At 40.2% G+C, this 20,793-nt stretch carries 13 protein-coding genes and 2 pseudogenes; 5 read left to right on the forward strand and 10 right to left on the reverse strand.

Features of this window, described 5'->3' with window-relative positions; genetic code table 11:
* Positions 1–35: 35 nt before the first annotated feature.
* The 5 genes from CBM24_RS09910 to CBM24_RS09930 all read right to left on the reverse strand — a co-directional run bounded on the left by CBM24_RS09910 (position 36) and on the right by CBM24_RS09930 (position 9,563).
* Positions 36–1,526, reverse strand: a complete 1,491-nt coding sequence (locus CBM24_RS09910) for an arylsulfatase (RefSeq protein WP_088161079.1) — start codon at positions 1,524–1,526, stop codon at positions 36–38.
* Positions 1,523–3,046, reverse strand: coding sequence for a sulfatase-like hydrolase/transferase (locus CBM24_RS09915; RefSeq protein ID WP_088161080.1), 1,524 nt, complete (start codon positions 3,044–3,046; stop codon positions 1,523–1,525). The genes CBM24_RS09910 and CBM24_RS09915 overlap by 4 nt, the downstream gene beginning before the upstream one ends.
* Positions 3,047–3,101: 55 nt before the next feature.
* Positions 3,102–4,757 (reverse strand): RagB/SusD family nutrient uptake outer membrane protein, encoded by a 1,656-nt coding sequence (locus CBM24_RS09920; protein ID WP_088161081.1) that lies wholly within the window; start codon positions 4,755–4,757, stop codon positions 3,102–3,104.
* A gap of 17 nt (positions 4,758–4,774) precedes the next feature.
* Positions 4,775–8,203 carry a SusC/RagA family TonB-linked outer membrane protein gene (locus CBM24_RS09925; protein WP_088161082.1) on the reverse strand — a complete coding sequence of 1,143 codons (3,429 nt, stop codon included), beginning with the start codon at positions 8,201–8,203 and terminating at the stop codon, positions 4,775–4,777.
* 184 nt (positions 8,204–8,387) lie between these two features.
* Positions 8,388–9,563: a FecR family protein gene (locus tag CBM24_RS09930; RefSeq protein ID WP_088161083.1), complete on the reverse strand. Its 1,176-nt coding sequence runs from the start codon at positions 9,561–9,563 to the stop codon at positions 8,388–8,390.
* A gap of 370 nt (positions 9,564–9,933) precedes the next feature.
* Here CBM24_RS09930 and CBM24_RS09935 point away from each other — a divergent pair, with 370 nt between their 5' ends.
* Positions 9,934–10,359 (forward strand): hypothetical protein, encoded by a 426-nt coding sequence (locus tag CBM24_RS09935; RefSeq protein WP_088161084.1) that lies wholly within the window; start codon positions 9,934–9,936, stop codon positions 10,357–10,359.
* Here CBM24_RS09935 and CBM24_RS09940 read toward each other — a convergent pair.
* The 4 genes from CBM24_RS09940 to CBM24_RS09955 form a co-directional block, all read right to left on the reverse strand.
* Positions 10,340–11,212, reverse strand: coding sequence for an EamA family transporter (locus tag CBM24_RS09940; RefSeq protein ID WP_088161085.1), 873 nt, complete (start codon positions 11,210–11,212; stop codon positions 10,340–10,342). The genes CBM24_RS09935 and CBM24_RS09940 overlap by 20 nt on opposite strands.
* Complete coding sequence (locus CBM24_RS09945; protein WP_088161086.1) at positions 11,199–12,017, reverse strand: alpha/beta hydrolase; 819 nt, start codon at positions 12,015–12,017, stop codon at positions 11,199–11,201. The genes CBM24_RS09940 and CBM24_RS09945 overlap by 14 nt, the downstream gene beginning before the upstream one ends.
* 74 nt (positions 12,018–12,091) lie before the next feature.
* Positions 12,092–12,667 (reverse strand): Crp/Fnr family transcriptional regulator, encoded by a 576-nt coding sequence (locus CBM24_RS09950; RefSeq protein WP_167512257.1) that lies wholly within the window; start codon positions 12,665–12,667, stop codon positions 12,092–12,094.
* 112 nt (positions 12,668–12,779) lie between these two features.
* On the reverse strand, positions 12,780–13,556 hold the full coding sequence (locus CBM24_RS09955) for a hypothetical protein (protein WP_088161087.1): 777 nt from the start codon (positions 13,554–13,556) through the stop codon (positions 12,780–12,782).
* Positions 13,557–13,780: 224 nt separating this feature from the next.
* On the opposite strand from CBM24_RS09955, the gene CBM24_RS09960 reads away from it, so the two are divergent.
* The 4 genes and pseudogenes from CBM24_RS09960 (at position 13,781) to CBM24_RS09980 (ending at position 19,058) form a co-directional block, all read left to right on the forward strand.
* A complete protein-coding gene (locus CBM24_RS09960) occupies positions 13,781–14,530 on the forward strand; it encodes a hypothetical protein (protein WP_088161088.1) in 750 nt (249 codons plus the stop codon).
* 1,409 nt (positions 14,531–15,939) lie between these two features.
* Positions 15,940–17,610: pseudogene (locus CBM24_RS27710) on the forward strand (outer membrane beta-barrel family protein).
* Positions 17,611–17,824: 214 nt separating this feature from the next.
* Positions 17,825–18,388: pseudogene (locus CBM24_RS09975) on the forward strand (ATP-binding cassette domain-containing protein); the annotation flags it as partial.
* A 1-nt stretch (position 18,389) separates the two neighbouring features.
* Positions 18,390–19,058 (forward strand): hypothetical protein, encoded by a 669-nt coding sequence (locus CBM24_RS09980; RefSeq protein WP_088161092.1) that lies wholly within the window; start codon positions 18,390–18,392, stop codon positions 19,056–19,058.
* Here the strand turns inward: CBM24_RS09980 and CBM24_RS09985 are convergent.
* Positions 19,055–20,287 (reverse strand): IS256 family transposase, encoded by a 1,233-nt coding sequence (locus CBM24_RS09985; protein ID WP_088161093.1) that lies wholly within the window; start codon positions 20,285–20,287, stop codon positions 19,055–19,057. The two genes, CBM24_RS09980 and CBM24_RS09985, sit on opposite strands and share 4 nt — an antisense overlap.
* Positions 20,288–20,793: the final 506 nt, after the last annotated feature.

Genomic DNA, 20,793 nt, shown 5'->3' on the forward strand with positions numbered 1-20,793 from the left:
TTTTTTAAGATTAAAAAATTAAGAAAGAAATCGATTTATTTTTTAATCATCTTATTCGCTACAATCTCCCATTCCTGTATATGAGCAGGCTGGTGTTCATTATGGATAATTTCATCGAAATGCAGCAGCATTTGTGGGTGCTGTACCGCGATATCTTTTTCTTCCCAAGGGTCTGTTGTTAAATCATATAATTGCCATTTTGATTTAGGGTTTTTCTTCAGATCGAGCTTGACTGCCTTCCAGCGTCCTTCGCGTATGGCGATCTGGCCGCCCTTTTCTGGATATTCGAAATAGAGATATTGATGTTTTTGTTGGTTCTTTTGACCCAGCCAGGTTGGAAGGAGGGAGAGCCCATTGCTGTGGCCGGGGCTTTGTTGAACCAGCTGAGCGAAGGTAGCCATGAGATCGTATTGGGCCGAAATCAAGTCTGTTTCGGAATTCGCTTTGATATGGTTGGGCCACCTGACAATTAACGGAACTTTGATACCGCCTTCAAAAACATCCATTTTCAATCCCCGAAGTGAATCGACACTGCGGAAAAAACGATAATCTATGCCCCCATTAAAGCCAGTTCCGTTGTCACTGGAGAATAGAATAATGGTATTGTCATCTATTCCCAATGCTTTGATATGCTTCATAATCGTGCCGACCTGGTCATCCAGATAGGTGATCATACCGGCATAGGTTGCTCTTGGATAGGGGGTAGCCGTATAGCCGTCCTGTCCGTAATAAGGTTTGTCATGGAAGAGGTCCTTATATTTATCTACATATTCCTGTGGAACTTGTAGTGATAAGTGCGGCAATGTATAAGGAAGGTATAAGAAAAAAGGTTTGCGTTGGTTTTTGTCGATAAAAGCCAGTGCTTTCTCAGTCATTAGTTCAGGTGCATATTCCTTACCGTCAAACTGTTTGAAGTCCTCCGCCGTGGCCTTACTGGAATCTAAAGGAGAATGGACAAATTTTTCCTTGTTTTGAAGGGGATATTTTGTTTCATTTTCCCAAAGATGTGTTGGGTAATAATTGTGTGCCTGTTTTTGGTCCAGGTAACCGAAGAAATAGTCAAATCCCTGTTTATTGGGGCTTCCGGTGGAATTATTCATTCCAAGTCCCCACTTTCCAATGGCAGCGGTCTGATAACCGGCTTTTTTAAATAGGTGAGCCATGGTATACGTTCCTTCAGGTAGTGGCATCTGGCCACCCTCGAGACTATCTGCGAAACCGCCCAATTCATAATTTCCGCGAATATAAGATTGGCCACCATGCTTGCCCGTTAATAACATGCAACGGGCTGGGGCGCATACTGGAGTACTTGTATAGTGGTTTATAAAGCGTAAACCTTCATGTGCCAGTTGCTGGATATTTGGTGTTTTGATCAATCGTTGTCCATAGGGCTCAGTTTCGGCATAACCTAAATCGTCTGCATAAAAAAATATAATATTGGGCAATTTATGCTGCTTTTTCTTTTGTTGTGCAAAAAGAGTCCCCCATCCGAGGAGGATGAGGGAAAGTCCAACTTTTAGTTTCATTTTTTACGTTCTCCTTCCAATAATTGCTTGAGTTCAGCGACCTTTTCTGGATATTTTGAAGCCACATTATTCTTTTCGCCGATATCATTTTTAAGATCGTATAACTGATCTTCCGGAAGACTTCCTGTTTCTGTATCGGTTAATTTCATGTAGGGGGAACCTTTGCTTGGCGCAATATATTTCCATTCGTCCTTTACGATGGCAAGTGTCTGTGCATGCTGAACCATACTGCTACGTCCCTTATTATCTTGACCGGTTAAGGTTTTCAAGAGCGGCGCGCTGTCTTTTGCTTCATCTGCTTTTAGTGGAACATCCAATAATTGGGCACTTGTTGCCAAGAGGTCTATTTGGCTGATCAATGCATTGGAAACTTTTCCCTGTGCAACGCCCTTGCCGCTTACGATAAAGGGCACGCGAGTTCCGCCTTCGAAGATGCTATATTTGCCACCGCGTAGTGGACCTGCGGGTAAATGGCCATTTTGCTGGGCCACAGCGCCATCCATATACCCGTCGTCGAGAACGGGGCCGTTGTCGCTGCTGAAAATTATAATCGTGTTTTTGTCAAGTCCCAAAAGTTGCAATTGCTGTTGAATTTGTCCGACGGTCCAATCCAATTGAAGGATTGCATCGCCGCGGTAGCCGAGTTTGCTTTTACCTTTAAATTGTGTTGCTGGCATGCGAGGGACGTGTGGTTCTGTCAAGCAGAAGTAGAGAAAGAAGGGTTTGTTTTGATGTTGCGAAATAAAGTCCTGGGCCTTGTGAAGAAATGTTGTAGAAACTTCTTCGTCTACCCATCTTGCACGTGTTCCACCGCTCATGTAACCGATTCTTCCGATACCGTTGACAATAGTTTGATTATGTCCCTGGCCAGGTGAAGAATGCATTTTGAGCAGTTCGGGATGCTCTTTTCCTGTGGGGTCGTTACCTATTTTCTTTTCATAGTCGACCAGGATTGGATCATTGGCCTCTGCAGCGACGACCTGATCATTTTCAAGGAACACCGTTGGGACGCGATCTGCTGTTGCAGGAAAAATGAATGAATAGTCAAAACCTACATCATTAGGCCCGGGTTTGATGGGTGCGTTCCAGTCTTTTTGGACCTGATTTCCGAGTCCCATATGCCATTTGCCAACAATGGCGGTAGCGTAGCCCGCATGTTTAAATACTTTGGGTAAGGTGATTTTATCTGTTGGAACGATTAGTTTGGCATCTCCGGGCAGAATGCCTGTACCTTCCTGACGCCAGGGATACGTTCCGGTCATCAATGCAAAACGGGAAGGGGTACAAGTTGCCGAAGTACTATGAGCATTGGTAAATCGTACGCCGCTTTGGGCGAGCTTATCCAGGTTGGGGGTTTCGATTTGTTTGGCACCATAGCTGCTTAAATCACCAAAACCAAGGTCGTCTGCATAAATATAGATCACATTTGGTTTACTTGCCTTTTGGGCAAAACTAACTGTGGGGAGCGCTGCGAAAAGGCTCGAGGAGAGTAATAACGTTAGGGATAGTGGCTTCTTCATATACGTTAAGTTTTGTTTAAAGGGTATCGTTTGACAATTGACGATACCCAAGATACTATTTTAAATTTGGATTGATATTAACTTCATTTTGCGGAATCGGCCAATGTTCATCTTGGCCAACCCGGAAGGATTTGCTGGTCACATACCATCGGCTATAAGGGTCTTTACTTCCACCGGATTTTATTCGAAGATTTTTCGCATTTGGAAATGGGGCGCCATAAAAGTCACCTTTCAGTACATCCTTTGCGATACCCCAACGTAGTAAATCCCAATAACGAAGTCCTTCCAATGCGAGTTCCACACGTCTTTCGTTGCGTAACGTCGTGCGCAAGGAGGTACTACTTTGGACGTTAATGGCTGGCATATTAACGCTGCTTCTTTTTCTGACAGCGTTGATGGTTTTGTCGAGTAAGTCGCTGGTAATAGGATCTCCATTTTCGAGTTTGGCTTCAAGGTAACTCAGGAGAACTTCGGCGTAGCGTACAATAGGAACGTCGGCTCCAGAGTTTTGTAAGTTTCCACTAAACCCTTCGTCGTTGAACTTGCGTAATCCGTAGCCCGTACGAGTGGCCTGTTTTGTTGTTGTCAATTGGTCGATAGATAGGGTGGAATCGGGGTGAGAAGTATATTTAAGGTTTTTGAAACGATCACCATTCGTTATCACGGTGAAGGCTAAACGCGGATCCCGGTTTTTGCTGATGTCTTGCGCATTATAGCGCGCATCATCGTACGAAAATGCCGTTCCATCGGTGAAACCATAGCTTTCTACAAGACTACCGAGCGGACAGTGAAGATGCCAGCCGCCTGCGATTGCCGGAAAATTGTGCTGAAACATACCGTTTCCGGCAAGATCAACCAAGTACTGCGTGGCAAAAATAATCTCTTTGCTCGTTTCGTTGGTTCCATTAAATAATCCTGAATAGTTAGGATCTATGTTATTTTCATTGGCATTGATGATCTGCTCATAGCTTTTGATAGCGTCGGCGTAAGATTTTTCTGCCAGTTGGATGCGTCCAAGGAAAGCGAGGGCTGCCTGTTTGCTTGCGCGGCCCCTTTCTGCGGTAGTCAATTTGCCATAACTAGGTAAGTCGTTTGCCGCTTCCTGCAATTCACGCGCGACAAATGTAACCAATTCCTGTTTTTTCGCTTTGGAAACCTGATTCGCTTCACTGGGCGTTAAAGTTTTGGTAACTAAAGGGGCATCACCCCAGTATTGGGACAGGTAGAAATATTGGCAAGCACGAATAAACCGGGCTTCTGCTTTAAATCGTGCGAGTAGATCTGCTGAAATAGGAGTTTTATCTATATTTTCAAGAAAATAATTTACACGGGCGATTTTCTTGTAGGTATACATCCAATAATTGTCTAAGTTGCTATTATTGCTCGTTAATGTACCATCGGATAGTTTGTTGAAAACCGAATTATCACCACGTCTATCGTAGGCGTTGTCCGAAGCAAACTCCAGGTAAAGCAGACCGTTATAGGACCACCAATCTGTAGGGCTGAATTCGGCGAGGGAGTTCATTTGTATTTCTGCTTTGTATAATCCTGTCAGCGCTGCTCGAGCATTCGTTTCGTTTGTCCAAAAGGTTTCGTTGGCAAATTTATCCAGTGGATTGGTTTCCAGTTGCTTTTTACAACTGGTACTCAGGCTTGATGCAAAAAGAATGCATAAGGCCAATTTTATAGGTTTATATGAGATGTGTATCATGGTTTTTTATCGATTGGTTAAAAACTAAGGTTAACCCCAAATGTAAAATTGCGCATAATAGGGTAGTAGGCTCCGCTTGAATTGATTTCGGGATCCCATCCTTTTCTATAGTTGCTTTTCGTGAATAGGTTTTCGGCATTTGCGTAAACCCTTAGACCCGACAATTTCCATTTGTTAAGGATGTGCTTAGGAATGGTATAACCCAATTGGATGTTCTTGAGCCGCAGATAGCTTGCGTCCAGTAACCAGTAGTCCGATAGCAGGGTATTTGGTGTGCCAGTATTCGGCAATTGTTCAATTCTTGGGTATATGGCATTTCGATCGGGATTGGCTGCAGTCCATCTGCCATCAGCTTGCCAGCGTTGGATATTGCCGTTTTGTGTCAACGCAAATCCAGCATAATTGTCCAATAAGCCTTTGACACCGCTTACACCTTGAAGAAGTATTCCTAAGTCAAACCCTTTGTAGTTCATTCCGATATTCATCCCGTAGGTGTATTTGGGGATGCGTGATCCAATTACAGTTCGGTCGTACGTAGCGTCTACTTTTCCATCAGGTACACCGTCGGGGCCACTGATGTCCTTGTAGCGGATATCGCCTGGTTGCGGTTTGGGGTTGATGCTGGTTTGATTGGTATAGCTTGCAATATCGGCTGCATCAATAAACAAGCCATCGGCCTGGTAGCCGTAGTAGGCTTGAATCGGGTAACCGATAAATAGGGTTGAACCATTTCCCACTAAGCCATTCGGTTGATTGATATTGCCGACACCCAAATCGACGACCCTATTTTTGACCGTAGAGAAGTTCAGATTTACGTTGTAAGAAAAATCATTTAATTTTTTTTGATGCCCTAGTGTAAATTCCCATCCTGTATTTCGAAGTTTTCCAGAATTTTGTACACCTACTTCAAAACCCAAAATTTTGGAAACACTAGAACCTGGGCTCACCAAAATATCGTAAGTATATCGGTTATAATAGGTACTGCTGAAGGTCAGTAAATTTTTAAATAAAGCCACTTCTACGCCCGCATCTGCCGTTCGGGTCGATTCCCAGCGTAGCATAGGGTCAACAATTGTTGTTCGGGCGACCCCTGGAGAAATAGTGTTTCCAAAGGGGTAATTGTAACCAGGATTTAAAACATCCTGGTATGGGTAGTTAGAGACAACGCGCTGTTGGACATTATTGACAATATTTTGGTTACCGAGAACTCCATAAGATCCTTTGATTTTCAATTCGTCTATCCAGCTATAGTGGTCCTTTATAAACGATTCTTCACTCAGTAGCCAACCTACTGCAATTGAAGGAAAAGTGGCATACTTTTTATCGGTTGGAAAACGGGAAGATCCATCGTATCGAACAACACCTTCGACCAGGTATTTCTTGGCATAGTTATATTGTATGCGTGCAAATAACGATTCCAATGCCCACTCAGTAGCTGTACCAGTATTTTGTTGTCCATCTGGTGAACCTACATTTAACTCGGTAAGATCATTGCTGGGAAAATTCTGGCGGTAAGCGCTTAAACCTTCGCTGTAGCCTTTCTCGAAAGAATAACCGCCCAATATTTTCAGGGAATGTTCCCCGATCGTTTTATTATAGTCTGCTAAGGCCTGAAACGTTTTATACGTTTCATAAGGAGCAGTTTGATTGAGGCTAGAAGGTCCGAGCGTAATGGAATTGTTGATCCGTTGTGATGCTCTAAAAAGTTTTGTGCGGCCATTCGTCTGCGTATAGCCCCCAATAGCGGACAAGGTCAGATCTGAAATCGGTTTCCAGTCGAGTCTTGCGTTTCCGGAGATATTGGATACTTTTTCTTTGTAGAAAGATTCGCTCTCCAGGAAAGATACAGGTGTCCCCTTCAGGTTATTCCCTGCGCCCCAGTCGCCGTTGCTCAGGCGGATCGGGTATATGGCGGGATAGCGAATCACCTGAGAAATGATATCCGTCATGCTGGAGAAGTCAAGCGTTGCCGGTGCTGCGGGTTCGTCTGTTTCGGTCTGAATTGCTGCTACCCGCGTCGTTAATTTGAGCTTGTCATTGAGGTTTGATATGAGATTGAGGCGGACATTGTATTTGTCAAAATTGTTTTTGATGACAATACCTTTTTGATTGAGAAAGCCCGCAGATAAGGTGTATTGTATTTTATCTGTGGTATTGGATATATTTAAGTTGTGGCCTGTTTGCGCCGCTTGGGACTTGAATGAACTGGTCAAGTAATTCCTATTTGGGTAGTTATCGGGATCCGAGCCATCTTTAAATTTTTGGATCTCCTCTGCGGTGTAGCCTCCGCCGCCACTTGTGGTTTCATTGAGCAAGGAAGCGTACTCCCAAGAGTTTACAAATTCGGGGAACGCTGTTGGTTTCTGGATACCGTAATAGCCATTGTAATTGACCGTTAATTTTCCACCTGTTGCCCCGGTTTTTGTTGTAACCAGAATAACACCGTTGGCGGCTCTAGCTCCATATATCGCAGCGGAGGAAGCGTCTTTCAGTACCGAGATAGATGCAACATCATTTGGATCGATATCATTGAAGGAATTGGTGGGTATACCGTCGACTAAAATAAGCGCGTCGGTACTTGCACCGAACGAACCCACACCACGGATCTGTATGGTATTGTTTGCTGCACCAGGCTGACCAGATCGCTGTATGACGGTCACACCGGGCATTTGACCTGTGAGGGCTTGCGCAAGCTGGGGAACGGAGCGTTTGGCTAGTTGTTTCCCATCAACTTGGGAAACCGAACCGATTAATTCTTTCTTTTTTGTCGTACCGTAGCCTACGACGACGACTTCTTCCAAAGCATCGACCTGTTGGCTAAGTTCAATATTCAGGTAAAGCTGGTTGGATAATGGGATTTCTTTGGTTTGGTAGCCGATCATTTTAATCACGAGTACGGCATTATTATTTGCTTCGATCTGAAAGTTACCACTTTCATCTGTCGTGGTTGCCCTTGTCGAACCTTTTATTATAATCGTCGCGCCCTGAAGCATTGTTCCTTTGCTATCGTGAACATTTCCTTTGAATGTGCGGGTTTGTTGTACTAACGTGTAGTTATTTGGAAGCTCATAAGTCGGATAATTTGTTTTTAACTTCGTTACGAAAAGCATATTGTCCTGAAAACTCCAATCGACAGGTTGGTCTTTTAAGAGAAGCTGTATGGCTTTTTCTAAAGGCATATTACGAACCTGCGCCTCAATTTTAATGTCGGCAAGTTCTTTACCATTCAACAGAAAGGGGACGCCACTCTGTTTTTGGATGGTACGTAATACCTGCACCAAAGACATTTTTTTGGCGTTAATAGTAATTGATTGTGCGTAGCTAGCTGCAGACAGCTTAACAACACATGCAAGGGTAAAAAAGGCACTAAGCTTCATTTTGGTCTTCCATTGCTTGGGTATGTTCACAGCAATTCGATTTCTATGAACAAGAAAATTAAAATTCATAAATTTGTTGAATTAGGGATATAATCTATTATTAAACTGATTGGGTAAATCGGTCAAAAATGGAGATCGCTATTATGGCCGATTAATGTTCGTAGCATTGGTCGGCTTTTTTAGTATCTCGTTTGGTCTCGTTAGGTTGGTTTTCTCATAATTGTTGTTTTTGGGTTATTTCATGGATAATTGGTTAGTTTGAAACAAAGAGTTTACGAACTCCATTTTCTTGGATCAAGTCAAATTTAATATGGCTACGCTCCAGGATCTTTAGGACTGCCGCGAGACTTTTCGTGCGTTTAATTTCGCCATATAAAAGTGTTTCTTTTATCGGTTGCGTGTAGATGATTTGCAGGTCATACCATTGGCCGATCAGTTGTAGAGCAGTATGGAGGTCCGTTTCATTAAAATAGAATTTATTGTCGAGCCATGCGATGTAATTAGCGGGATCGACCACTTTTTTAGATAGTTGACCCGAAGCTAAGAGCGCTTGCTGATTGGGCTTGAGCTGTAACGTTTGCCCTTGCGCCGATAGATTGATACTCCCCTCTATAAGCGTTGTACTACTTTGGGATTTTGAATAGGTATTTACGTTGAATTCAGTGCCCGTGACTTCAATTTGTTGCCCGTTGGAAAGAACATGGAAGGGTACCTTTTTATTTTTTGCAATTTTAAAATAGGCTTCACCGTCCACTTCAACAACACGTTTGTTTTTTGCAAAACGAAGCGGGTATTTAAGTGTTGTTTTTGCATTGAGCGTAATCTCCGATCCATCTTCCAGTTGGAGTTGCAGCATCGTGCCAGCAGGGGTGTTGACCGTGGCCATCAGATCTCCTTTTAAAGAGGCGTTTTGAAGGATAGTACCGTCTTCGTAGGTTAAATTTTCTCCTGAAACCAAGGCTCCTTTCTGACTCGATACCTGGAGCACTTTGCCGTTCGAAAGCCGTATTTCTGCCTGGTTGCTCTGTGCTTCTACGTCATTTAAGACGATTCGATTACTGACCGGTGCAACTTGTTTTCTAACCATGAAATACATCAAACCTCCTAAGATTATGCTTATTAAAGCTGCTGCGTAGGGAAGCAGGTGTTTTATATTTCTGATAGGAGATGGTTTAACGGCAGAGGTCCGAATAGTTTCTAGGGTCTTTGCTTTTAACCTTTCGTTCCAATCCATTGTATCTGAAGCCTGAAGCTCGCTCCATTGATTCAAGTCGTTTATCAAATCATGGTTATCCAGGAGGTCTTCAAAAAAAACACGATGTTCTGCTGATTCATCCAACCATAACTTTAAATCGGTCTTTTCATCGGACGTTAAGTTGTCGCCGATATACTTTATGATTAGTTGTTTGATATCATCAGTCAATCTCATGGTATATAATTTTAGATAGATACGTAACAGGGAGGATAAACCTTAGTAAAAAAAGTAAAAAAATAATTAGGTGCAGCACGTCGACAAATATTAAGCTCCAACCGACCAATATCGTCAATACCACGTCCAATATTGCTTTGGCATTTATCTTAACGGATTAATTCGCATCTTTAAAGAAGATTATTGTTTTTACTTAAAGCTTGATGGTTAAAGGGATTTATCAGCTGTAACTTGTAAAAGGTCGGCGTTGAAATCAGTTTTGGGATTGCTGCTCTCCGCAGGAACTGGTCGAAATGTATTAAAGGAAAATAGGAGGGAGCGAGAAGTTCAGGCCTATTCGCGGTTTTATTTATTTTAAAATAGTGTGCTGATGAAAAGGAAGCTAAGTTTTATTTTCCTGCGAATTATAGGGTTTAGTGTATTGACGACCTTTGTCCTTACAGCCATACTTCAGGCAAATAATGAGGCTGCAAAAAGAGCACGTTGCTACATGCCCTTTTTTACAGAATTGTTGCTTTCATTCGTGGCACTCTGTATTGCGATTGGTACGATATCTATTTTTCTAAATCTAAATAAGCAATTCAGAACCAGTAGGCTTGCACGGGCACTATCCTTTGTTTTATTGCCCGCCGCTATTAGCCTATTGTTTTCGTTCTTTCTGATCCAAGCAGGCGGAGCATCCAATATATTTGAAATGCTCCACATGGCTGCAACTATAGTTCCAGTATGGGGACTGATCTTATGGCAATATAATAGATTTAATCATTGGTTGACTACTACGGCTTACCAACATTAATTATAATGACAGCCATTAAAATCAGGAGTATGCCAAACCATTGGAACCCTGAAACAACTTCCTGTAGAACCAACATGGCAGATAAGGTTGAAACAGGGATCTCCAGACTTGAAATAATATTTCCCATCGCTATTCCGGTTTTTGGGATTCCTTTTGTAAATAGTAAGGGGGGAAGAATAGTTCCAAAAATGGCAATCAATAATCCCCAGGGCAATGCATTAGGTTGCATATACCGAATAATATCAATGTTCCAAAATGCTACGATGAGCAGCAGTCCGCCTAAGACCAAGAATTGGCTACGTACTGGACTCGGTAAGTCTTTTTCCACTGTGCTTGAAGCATAAATTGCCAACGCATAACTTATTCCCGCTCCGAAACCCAGTATTATTCCTTTGTAATCAAGATTATTATTGTTTTGGAAGAGATTGGTTGCTAAGGTCGTTCCGAGCAAAACAATAGTAACTCCTGTTATCTTGCCTTTTGACGGAAACTTTTTCAACAGGACTGCTTCTGCAACCAAACTTATCCAAATGGATTGCATCAGTAAAATAATTCCAGCGGATACGGGGATATATTGGATGGAAAGATAGTAAAGTGTTGTTGTTAGACCAAGGGAAATGCCCCAGACCATCAGTTTAATTTTTGATGAAAATTTGATGGTGTTATGTTCGTCTGCATTACGCTTTGACAACAGATTAAAGGACAACAAAAAGAGAAAACCAAACATAAACTGCAGAAAGGTCAACAAACTTGTGTGTATCCCTAAATGGTTTGCATATTTCACAATTGTTGCGAGCAGTCCATAACTACATGCGCCTGCAGCAACATAGAGTGTCGATTTATAGTCCTTCATGTTGAAAGTAGTTTTGAAATAAAGCCAACTGTTGTGATAGTGATTTGCTCCAATAAGCAGTATCGTGTCCTCCTTTTGATTCGATGTAAAGATGCTCGATATTTTTGTCGGTCAGATGCTTGTGGAATGTACGGTTCATTTCCAGCATTTGCAGGTCTTCAGTTCCACAATCGAGGATATAGCGTTGTTTATTGTGCTTCATTTTATCTTCGTTGCTGTAGATGCGGTCTACATCGTTCAGATTTTTATAGTCGCCCAATACCTTGTCTACCTGATATTGCAGGTAAGCTTGTCCGAAGCGGTCGAAATCAAGAGCACCGCATGAACTTCCGACGATCGAAAATGTTTGTGGATAGGCTATGCCGATGTGCAATGCTCCGTAGCCACCCATGCTCCAGCCCAGTATTCCGCGCGCATTTCGGTTTTGTTGCGTCGGGTAGTGATGATCGATGTAACTTACTAGTTCATTTCCTATAAAAGTGGTGTATTGTGCATGTGGATCGATAGGACTATCTACGTACCAAGAATTGAAATTTCCATCTGGTAGTACATAGATCGTCTGAAATGTTTTTGCTTTTTGGATTAAGTCCGGAATGTCTTCTTGTACGGTACGGGTGGGGGTGCCGCTATAACCATGGAGAATATAAACTGTTTTATAATTGATCCCGTCTTGCATGTCGGGCGTAATTATAATGGTTTCAATGTTTTTGTCCATTTTGGCACTATGGATTTTTGTCTTAACGACTTTTTGTGCAGCCAGTGGTAGGCTAAGGGCAGAAAATAGGAGTGTGCATACTGTTTTCATAGCTTAAAATTTTGTCTCTATAAGGCAAAATTCAACAGTATAATCTTTAAAAACGTATACACATGTTGATGGAATTATTCTTTTAATTCCTTACGGATGCGACTTAATTGCGTGGGAGTTACACCAAGATAGGAGGCGATATGACGCTGCTTGAGGCGTTTGAAAAGCACCTGATTCTTATGAAGTTCAAGATAACGTTCCTTTGCAGATTCCCACTTGAGCTCGATTTCAAGTGGTTCTTTTTTGACCACCCAATTCTTTTCCAGGTAGGCTATCTGAAAGAGCGCCAAATCATGCTTTGTGCGGACAAGCTCACGGAAAGCCTTGGCTGAATATTGAATTAACTCCACATCTTCGAGCGCAATGATGTTGAAGGTGCTCGGTGTTTCTTCAATGATGGCGGCGGTGGAAGCACAAAAGCTATTTTCTTCAAAAAACATTTTGTAGATAATATTGCCATCAGCGTTTGATTTATAATAACCTAATAATCCTTTGCATATAAAATAATAGTACTTAGCATATTCTCCAGCACGTAGAATATGTTCATTTTTTTTGAACTGCTTCACCTGAAAGATAGTTTTCAAAATTTCTGTCGTAGCTGGGCTAAGCGCAGCATAAGTATTCATTTCGAAGAGGAGTTTTTCTATCATCAATAGGTAACTGTTTTGTAAATGACCGATCTATCTATTTAACAAAGTTAGTGAAATGATCGCTTCAATTGTACTTTACCAGATTGTAACTTGGAAACTAAAGATTTTTACACTAGTCTTTGATGGAGTACTCGGTTCCATTCAGACCGACATATATTTCCTTGTCGAGGTCACCGCGATAGCCAATAAACAGCGGATACTGCTGTTCACGTAATGGATTATTATAAAGCTCCTCAATATTTGCATACTTTGCTTTTACAATGATTTGATTGGTCTCACTATTTTTTATTCCCTTCAACAAAGTGTGCTCACTGGTAAAATCTACGTAAGGTATTTCTTTTCTTTTGGGGCGGAAAATCAATTTAACTCCTTCCTCAATCAACGCCTTATTTTTTATGCGAAATTCCTGAATGGATTGCTCTTCCGGAAATATTTGTTTTCCGCTCTGGTTGTCTTTGATATGTTGAAAGAGTGTGTTTTGATCTATGCTGTCGCTATAATAAACAGTTGAATTTTTGTACAGATAAATTGTTGTTTCACCTGTTTTAAAATCGGCGGCATTGTATTTATATACTCGTGTTCCCTTTTTATCGATACGGTAGCGTTCGCCATTGAATAGTACCCAAGCATAGTCTTCTGTTCCATATTTAATGATCTCGGGATTATTTACATGGAAAAGTTGGAAATTGTAATCAGCTTCGAATAGTTCTGCTTTTTCAAAAAGTGCCTTTATTTTAACGTTTAGTGATTTGTCACAGTAGCCAAATAAGCTGTTCTGCATGAGTGTCGGAATTAAATCAGGATACACCAAATCCGTTGAAGCTAATTTATCTTGGGCATGAGTAGGTATACTTAAGAAGGTTAAAAGTAGTAAAACAAAATTTTTCATCCGTTGTGCTATTTAATGTGCATAACAAAACTATCAAATTAGATCTGTTAAAAAATCAATGAAAATAGTGATTTTTAATCGGGGGAATAGATTTAGAAATTGAATTACTTATATTCGGGTATTACCGGTTATTTCCCCCGAAACTATTCATAAATTGATAAGGACAAAAACAATTAGGAGATAATCCTTAAGACAATGCTAATTTAACGTTAATTGCAAAAAGAATGAAACAAAGCACACTTTTTTTAATACTCATCTTTTTTTCAATTGTTGTTCAGGGACAACAATTTGACAGTACCTATGGGAAGCCATTGATTGTGCTCACAGAGACAAACCCTTGGGCAATGGTTATGGGTTCTGACATTCCTTCATTTGCACTTTATGAAAATGGACAAATCATTTATAAGAAAATTGAAAATAAGCAGTTGAAAATCTATGAAGTAACATTGGGAAAATCCGAATTAGAATATGTAATTAAGTCATTAAACATTGCAGACAGCATGTACAAATTACCCGAATACATTGAAGTGAGCTCTTGGACGGATCAGCCATCAAATGAGTTAATTTTGAACATTGACTCAATTAAAATGATTCGTGTATATGGCAATATTGGAACAAAAGGCGAAGACAGAAAAGCGACACCTAAACAATTCTTGGCTGTTTACGACAACATCAAAAAATATAAGAGTAAGTCTGCAAAAGAATGGTTGCCAAACAAAATTGAAGTAATATTTTGGGATTATGCATATGCGCCTAATAAGCGACCTTGGCTTTCCGGGTTTCCTGATTTAAATTCTACTACAACAGTTAAACGAGGTGACGATGAAAATACAATGTATAGCGTTTATATTGACAAAAAAGATTTCGAGGAGTTCAAAAGATACTATCTATCAATGGAGGAAAAGCAAGCAGTGGAAATCAATGGAAAAATGATGGCGATTGATTACCGATTACCATTTCCAAATTTAGAGTAAACCCGGCCAACCTTTCTTTCGAATCCTAATAGCTTTTCTTTGTGATCCCGCTGGGATCAGGATTAATTTCCTATAAGCGCCATCATGGCTTATTTTCGCCACCTTCATCAGGTTGGTCACCGAATGGGACCTGTAATTTTGTACCGGTAAGCATTTATGGGTATTAGGCATTTTAAATGTTAGGGATTTGACTGTGGTAAATAGAGGTTTAAGACAATTGTGTGATTTTCAGGTTGATATAATGTTTTCGTGTTTCCGTATAAAGAAAAAAATTATTCAGACTGGGATGTCTTGAAAAGTACAATAGAGTAGCTCCTTGCTTATTTTGAATTTACTATTGTCGATTATCCCATCAGGCTTCCATGAACATTATACCCGTTATATTGTCAGGAGTAATGCCATACTGAACGATGAACCCTACTATAAGGCTGCAAGATGGGGGTATCATGGGTTTATGCGCTGATATCCGGTGTTTATGCTGTACCCAACTCTTTCCCGAAAATTAAGTATGATGGCTGAACCAAGTACTTCCAAACAGAATATGGGCTATTAATCAGTTTAGGTATCTCTTGAATAGATCTTTAGGATTACTTTCTATTAAAGTAATTTTTAATTTTACTTGATAATCATAAGGATTATTCCTTACTTAGAGGGTGCTTACTTTTTTGTTTTAATTAATAGCATCACTAACCATTTAGAGAGATATAGCGAAAGAGCAAATGAATTTCAGTGCCATAATTTTAGTATCAATACCATCACTATTTTTTTTTAGTAACAATCAAGCTTTCAGTCAGGTAATCAAAGGACAGACTGTCGATCATGCGAACAACAGGCTGCCTTATTCGACCGTTACTATCTTTTCTGTTTCAAAAGAGAAGCTGAAAATCATAAACTCAGACTCTACTGGCAGCTTTGCGTTTGGCATGTTGCCTTCCTATAAATTTATAGCGGCTTCTTACATGGGCAATGTCTCCGATACACTCACTGTGCAGGATAAGGGCCTGCATATTTTAAAAGTTGATAACTATACCTCGATCGATACTGTCAATATTGACAAAGATCAGCATAGAGTTGAGCACCTGGCTGATAGATTTGTATTTACCCCTAGTAGACGATTTATTAAAGGAAGCTCTGCGCTCGATGCGGTCAAAAATGCCCCCTTAATAGATTTTAACCAAAAGGACGAATCCTTTAGCATTATAGGAAAAGAAGGAACCACAATTTATATTAATAACAGGAAAACAGACCTGCCAAAAGAAATGATCCTCGCTGAACTCAGATCCAACCCGGCAGAAAATTTGGAGAGTATCGAGATCATTACCAATCCTGGAAGTGAGTATAGTGCCAATACATTAGGCGGAATCATTAATATCAATCTGAAGCGCATGTCTTTCGAAGGGCTTTTCGGTATGGCCAATCTAAGTACCGAGCAAGGACCTGACAATACAACTGTTTTTAATGGAGCATTAAACTATCGCAGACGGAATTTCGCGCTGCGAATTTCGCCTTTTCTCAATCGAAGTTATAATAGGAGGGATACTGAATATGAGATTGGCAATGCTCCTGATCAATCAACCAGTACAATCGAATATCACCGGAAATATATGGTCATAGGCGGCGGCATCGGCACAGATTATGATCTTTCAAAACGAACGCTTCTAAGCTTTAATGGATTCGTTTCAACTGTTAACGGGGATGCGAACAGTAATTCCAGGACGATCTTTTCCTCTTCGGATAGGAATACGGAAAACGAGATCAGATCTGATGACAAATACTTTTATAATTTTGGGAATGTCTTTATTCAGCACAAGTTCGACAATTCGGGGAATCGGATTTTAGTATTCAATATCGACTATAATCAATTTGAGAAAAAGAACAAGGACCGCATCAGTACTGTAGGCGTTGGCATGGAGCCACAAGTATCGAATAACCGTATACCCCAGGACTTCTTTAATATTTCGGAGAAGTTGGATTATATCCATAAGCTCGGCAAGCAAAGCCGCCTTTCTCTGGGAGGCATGCACAGCTATTCCAAGCTTAACAGCAATCCCTTTTATGAGATATACGGGAGCGGACAAGGTTCTGTGAATTTAGCATACGATTACAAAGAAACTTATCTCGCCGCTTATGGTACGTTGAATACAAATATTGGAAAGCGGTTCAATATGAATCTAGGCATTAGAGCTGAGAATACCCAGTACCGTACACGGGAAAAATTGAGTTTCGAGACGCTGGAAACAACTTATTTAAAGCTCTTCCCATCTGTTTCGGCGGTTTATACCATAAATAAAAATAATGTGCTTTCTGGTGCAGCTTCAAGGAAGATACAAAGGCCCTCTATGGAAATGCTGTTTCCCGGAAGGATCTATCAGAATGAAAACTATTACACCGAAAATGATCCGTTCCTGCTTCCTTCCCTGCGTAATAATGTTGAACTGATGTACTCGAATAAAGCAAGACATATTTTTTCCCTGGGGTATAACAAAGCTACTGATGCTTTTGCCAAATTTATAGTGCAGATACCGGAGGAAGATAAAATCCTCCAGAGAAGCACCTATATCAATTATGGTTCCTATGAAAGGTGGTATGCTACGGCCTCTACCAGAAACAGTGCCTTTAAAAAGAAACTCGATATCGTACTCTCTGCTACCTTTAACCTTTACGATTATGAGGCAAAGGTGGCGGGTAACAATAATGATATACGCAATTTTAATTTCAACTCCATCCTGAATCTGAATTATGATTGCTGAAAGTACATGTTTGTTTATTCTACACTGAAGTTTGTCAGCAATTCAAAAACTATTTCGCAAGAAAATTTCAGAAATCTTACCCTTTTTGATCTTGGAGCTAGAAAGTCGTTTGGGAATTTATCGGTATCTATTTACCTGAGCGATTTTTTAAATACAAGTAATGTTCAAACAACCTCTTACTTAAATACCTTGTCTTATAATAGATATAGGTTTAATTATTATACTAGATCGGCTTCTCTGAGCCTCAAATATCAGTTTGGGAATACAAAAACAAAGCAGGTGTTAAATAAGTCTAGCGCAAATGAGGAAATGAGAGGTAGAATTAATTAAAAAATATTTTAATATATTTATTTTCTCTGTATATTAGTTTTGTCAGTAAAAAACATATAAATAATGTATTTTTAAATAGTGTGGAAGTTCTAATAGGACAATTCTGAAAGATATCAATTTCACTGTCACATGAAATAAAACCACGGCTATCGTCGGTACGAGCGATAAAGCCAGCATTATAAAGCGCCTGTTATAATACTATTCTGCAAATGACGGGAGAATACTTGTGGGAAAAAAAAACTTGACAGAACTTAGCCCGGATAGCTGGAGACAGCAATGCGGTGGAGTCCTTCAGGACGGCCATATATTTTCAGGTACCATTAAGTTTAATATTACCCTTCTTGATGAAAAGGATATTAACCTAGCGAAGTTGCAGGAATCAATAAGGATAGCTTGTTTCGAGGAATTTGTTGATGATCTTCCAATGGGCTTAAATACAAAAATCGGGAACGTGGGCTTGCAGATCAGTCGAGGGCAAAAACAACGTATACTGATAGCGCGTGCAATTTATAAAGATCCCCAATATCTGTTCTTTGATGAGGCAACAAGTTCTCTGGATGCTAATACAGAGAAAGCAATACTCTACAATCTCAACGAATTTTTCAAGAACAGGACGGTAGTAGTTATAGCACACAGGTTAAGTACGGTAAAAAACGCAGATCAGATAATTGTACTGGAATCAGGGAAAATTATCGAAAACGGCAATCATAATGATTCGGTCCATTCGAAAGGACAGTACTATTCATTAGTAAAAAATCAATTGGAATTAAGTAATTAATATGAAAAATATACTTTTAATAGGATTTACAATGTTATTTAATAACATTTATTCACAAACTCTTGATATGGAAAAATTTCAGGTAAGTGGCCTTGTTGTGAGCGCACAGGATCATAAACCCCTGAAAGGTGTAGATATATTTATTGAGGATAAAAAGATAGGGATAACAGATGATAAAGGTTATTTTAGCGACGAAGTTATAGCTTCCTCAAACGATAAACCTGTAGTGATTGTTTTTAAAAAAAGTGGTTTTAAGGATTTTAAACAATCAGAAAGAGTCCATCCTTCCCTTTTGAAGAAAGGATTTAATTTTATTATTGGTCTGTGTGGTTCTAGTGACGCGAACCCCTTTAGTGATACAAGAATGGGTGCTTTGTCTTATGCTAAAACGAAGGATAGGCTTCCTGAGGTGATGAAGAAAGACCTTTTTAATAAGGATTTAAATGCATTGAGGATGGAAAAAGGTAAAGTGCTTTTTGAATATAAAGGTCAGCCATATCTCCTCAGTGAAAGTAGCTGGATAAAACTTGAATCACTTGATGATATAGTTGTCATTGATGGACGGGAAAAAGGCAAAGCAAGGGATATAAATCATATGATCCAGAGAGATCAGATCAAAGGCATGACTCGGGAGTGTAACGTCAACTGTGTCATTGGATTAAAATCTTAAAAACCTCTTTCTAGTTTGAGTCTATCCCCAAATCTAATATAAAGTTGGGATATGGTCAAGCCCCAGTTATGCATTGGCATCGTCCATTTTTTTGCAATATCTTTAATAATTAAATACATCAATTTCATGAGCGCCTGTTCAGAGCTGAAAGCTCCTTTAGACTTAATAATTTTTCGTATCTGACGGTGCATTCCCTCGATCGGATTTGTGGTGTATATAATCTTGCGAACCTGATCCTCGTACTCAAAGAAAGTAGAAAGATTGGTCCAATTATCCATCCAGGATTTGGCAGCAAGTGGATATTTCTTGCCCCATTTTTCTTCGAAAGACAAGAGGTTCTCATAACCTATTTCTTCGTTCACGGCTTTATAGATCGGTTTTAGATCCTCCATTACAAGCTTTTTATCTTTCTCAGTTACATAACGCATGCTTGTTCTGATCTGATGAACAATACACAGCTGAATCTTTGTTTTTGGAAAAATAGTTTCTATGGCCTCGGGAAATCCTTTTAGACCATCAATACAAGCAATAAGGATGTCTTCAACGCCACGCTGCTTCAGATCTGTAAGCACAGAAAGCCAGAACTTAGCCCCTTCATTTTCTGAGCTATAAAGACCGATCAGATCTTTTCTTCCATCCATACCGACTCCTAGTATGTTATAAATAGCTCTTGATTCAACCGTTCCATTCTGGCGAACTTTAATGTGCATGCAGTCCAGGAATACAAAGGGATAAACAGCTTCCAAGGGCCTACTACGCCACTCATTTACAGCTGGAAGCACACTTTCAGTTATACGGGATATTTCTGTGGCAGAGATCTCCATAGCATACATTTCGCGGATAAACTCACTTATAGCCCGTGTGCTCATTCCTTTGGCATACATGCTTAGCACGTGTCCCTCAAGTTGTTCAGTGATGATTAATTGTCTTTTAGGCACTACTTTCGGCTCAAACGTGCCGGATCTATCACGGCCTGTTTCTAGCTCAAATGTTCCGGTATTGAGACCTCGGACAGTCTTTTTTGTCTTGCCATTTCGCCGGTTGCTATTACCTGACGCTTTTTCTTCGTTCAGATGATTCTCTAGCTCACCATCCATCATTGATTCCAATAGATGCTTCATTAACGGTGCTAGAACACCATCATTGGGAGACAAACTTTTACCTTCGTAAAGACCTTGTATGGCTTCTGCCTTGAAGCGTTCAAAGTCGAATGGGTCTTTTTCTTTCATGACCGTGTCGTTTGAATAATTGAATATAAATAATCTTATTGAATTATTCCTCTGACACAGTTCAGGTTACAGTCTCCATGACTCCTGACGCTGAGAAAAAGTCCGTAATTAATATTACTACTTTTAAGAGCCCTTAAATACAGAGGTGAAGCTTTAATATTTACTACGCTGTGTTAACATTCACCCTATAACAGATGATATAGTGCCATTTCCGCGACTATGGTATCTACTGTTATGCTATTTTAAGTAATAAAGCTGATTTGTTATACACGTATTAGTATACTTTAAGCAATCCCACTGATATTAGCTCAGTCCCTCATTTTCCCAAACACGGCCCTGAGCCTCCATTGGATTGAACCCGGCCGACCCTTCTTTCGAATCCTAATAGCCTTAAAACAAGAAAAGCTAATCTTTCGATTAGCTTTTTTCAGTGAACCAATAGGTACGAAACTCGATTTTTTTTGGAATATTTATGATCATTGAACCAATTTAAAAGACTGTCTATA

The sequence above is a fragment of the Sphingobacterium sp. G1-14 genome (genome assembly GCF_002196555.1).
Classification (GTDB): domain Bacteria; phylum Bacteroidota; class Bacteroidia; order Sphingobacteriales; family Sphingobacteriaceae; genus Sphingobacterium; species Sphingobacterium siyangense.

Excerpts from the sequence above, each read along its gene's own strand:
- CBM24_RS09935 (WP_088161084.1), top strand. The coding sequence starts at position 9,934 with ATGAAAAGGAAGCTAAGTTTTATTTTCCTGCGAATTATAGGGTTTAGT.
- CBM24_RS09960 (WP_088161088.1), top strand. The coding sequence starts at position 13,781 with ATGAAACAAAGCACACTTTTTTTAATACTCATCTTTTTTTCAATTGTT.
- CBM24_RS09945 (WP_088161086.1), bottom strand. The coding sequence starts at position 12,017 with ATGAAAACAGTATGCACACTCCTATTTTCTGCCCTTAGCCTACCACTG.
- CBM24_RS09925 (WP_088161082.1), bottom strand. The coding sequence starts at position 8,203 with ATGAATTTTAATTTTCTTGTTCATAGAAATCGAATTGCTGTGAACATA.
- CBM24_RS09940 (WP_088161085.1), bottom strand. The coding sequence starts at position 11,212 with ATGAAGGACTATAAATCGACACTCTATGTTGCTGCAGGCGCATGTAGT.
- CBM24_RS09930 (WP_088161083.1), bottom strand. The coding sequence starts at position 9,563 with ATGAGATTGACTGATGATATCAAACAACTAATCATAAAGTATATCGGC.
- CBM24_RS09915 (WP_088161080.1), bottom strand. The coding sequence starts at position 3,046 with ATGAAGAAGCCACTATCCCTAACGTTATTACTCTCCTCGAGCCTTTTC.
- CBM24_RS09980 (WP_088161092.1), top strand. The coding sequence starts at position 18,390 with ATGAAAAATATACTTTTAATAGGATTTACAATGTTATTTAATAACATT.
- CBM24_RS09985 (WP_088161093.1), bottom strand. The coding sequence starts at position 20,287 with ATGAAAGAAAAAGACCCATTCGACTTTGAACGCTTCAAGGCAGAAGCC.
- CBM24_RS09955 (WP_088161087.1), bottom strand. The coding sequence starts at position 13,556 with ATGAAAAATTTTGTTTTACTACTTTTAACCTTCTTAAGTATACCTACT.
- CBM24_RS09950 (WP_167512257.1), bottom strand. The coding sequence starts at position 12,667 with ATGATAGAAAAACTCCTCTTCGAAATGAATACTTATGCTGCGCTTAGC.
- CBM24_RS09920 (WP_088161081.1), bottom strand. The coding sequence starts at position 4,757 with ATGATACACATCTCATATAAACCTATAAAATTGGCCTTATGCATTCTT.
- CBM24_RS09910 (WP_088161079.1), bottom strand. The coding sequence starts at position 1,526 with ATGAAACTAAAAGTTGGACTTTCCCTCATCCTCCTCGGATGGGGGACT.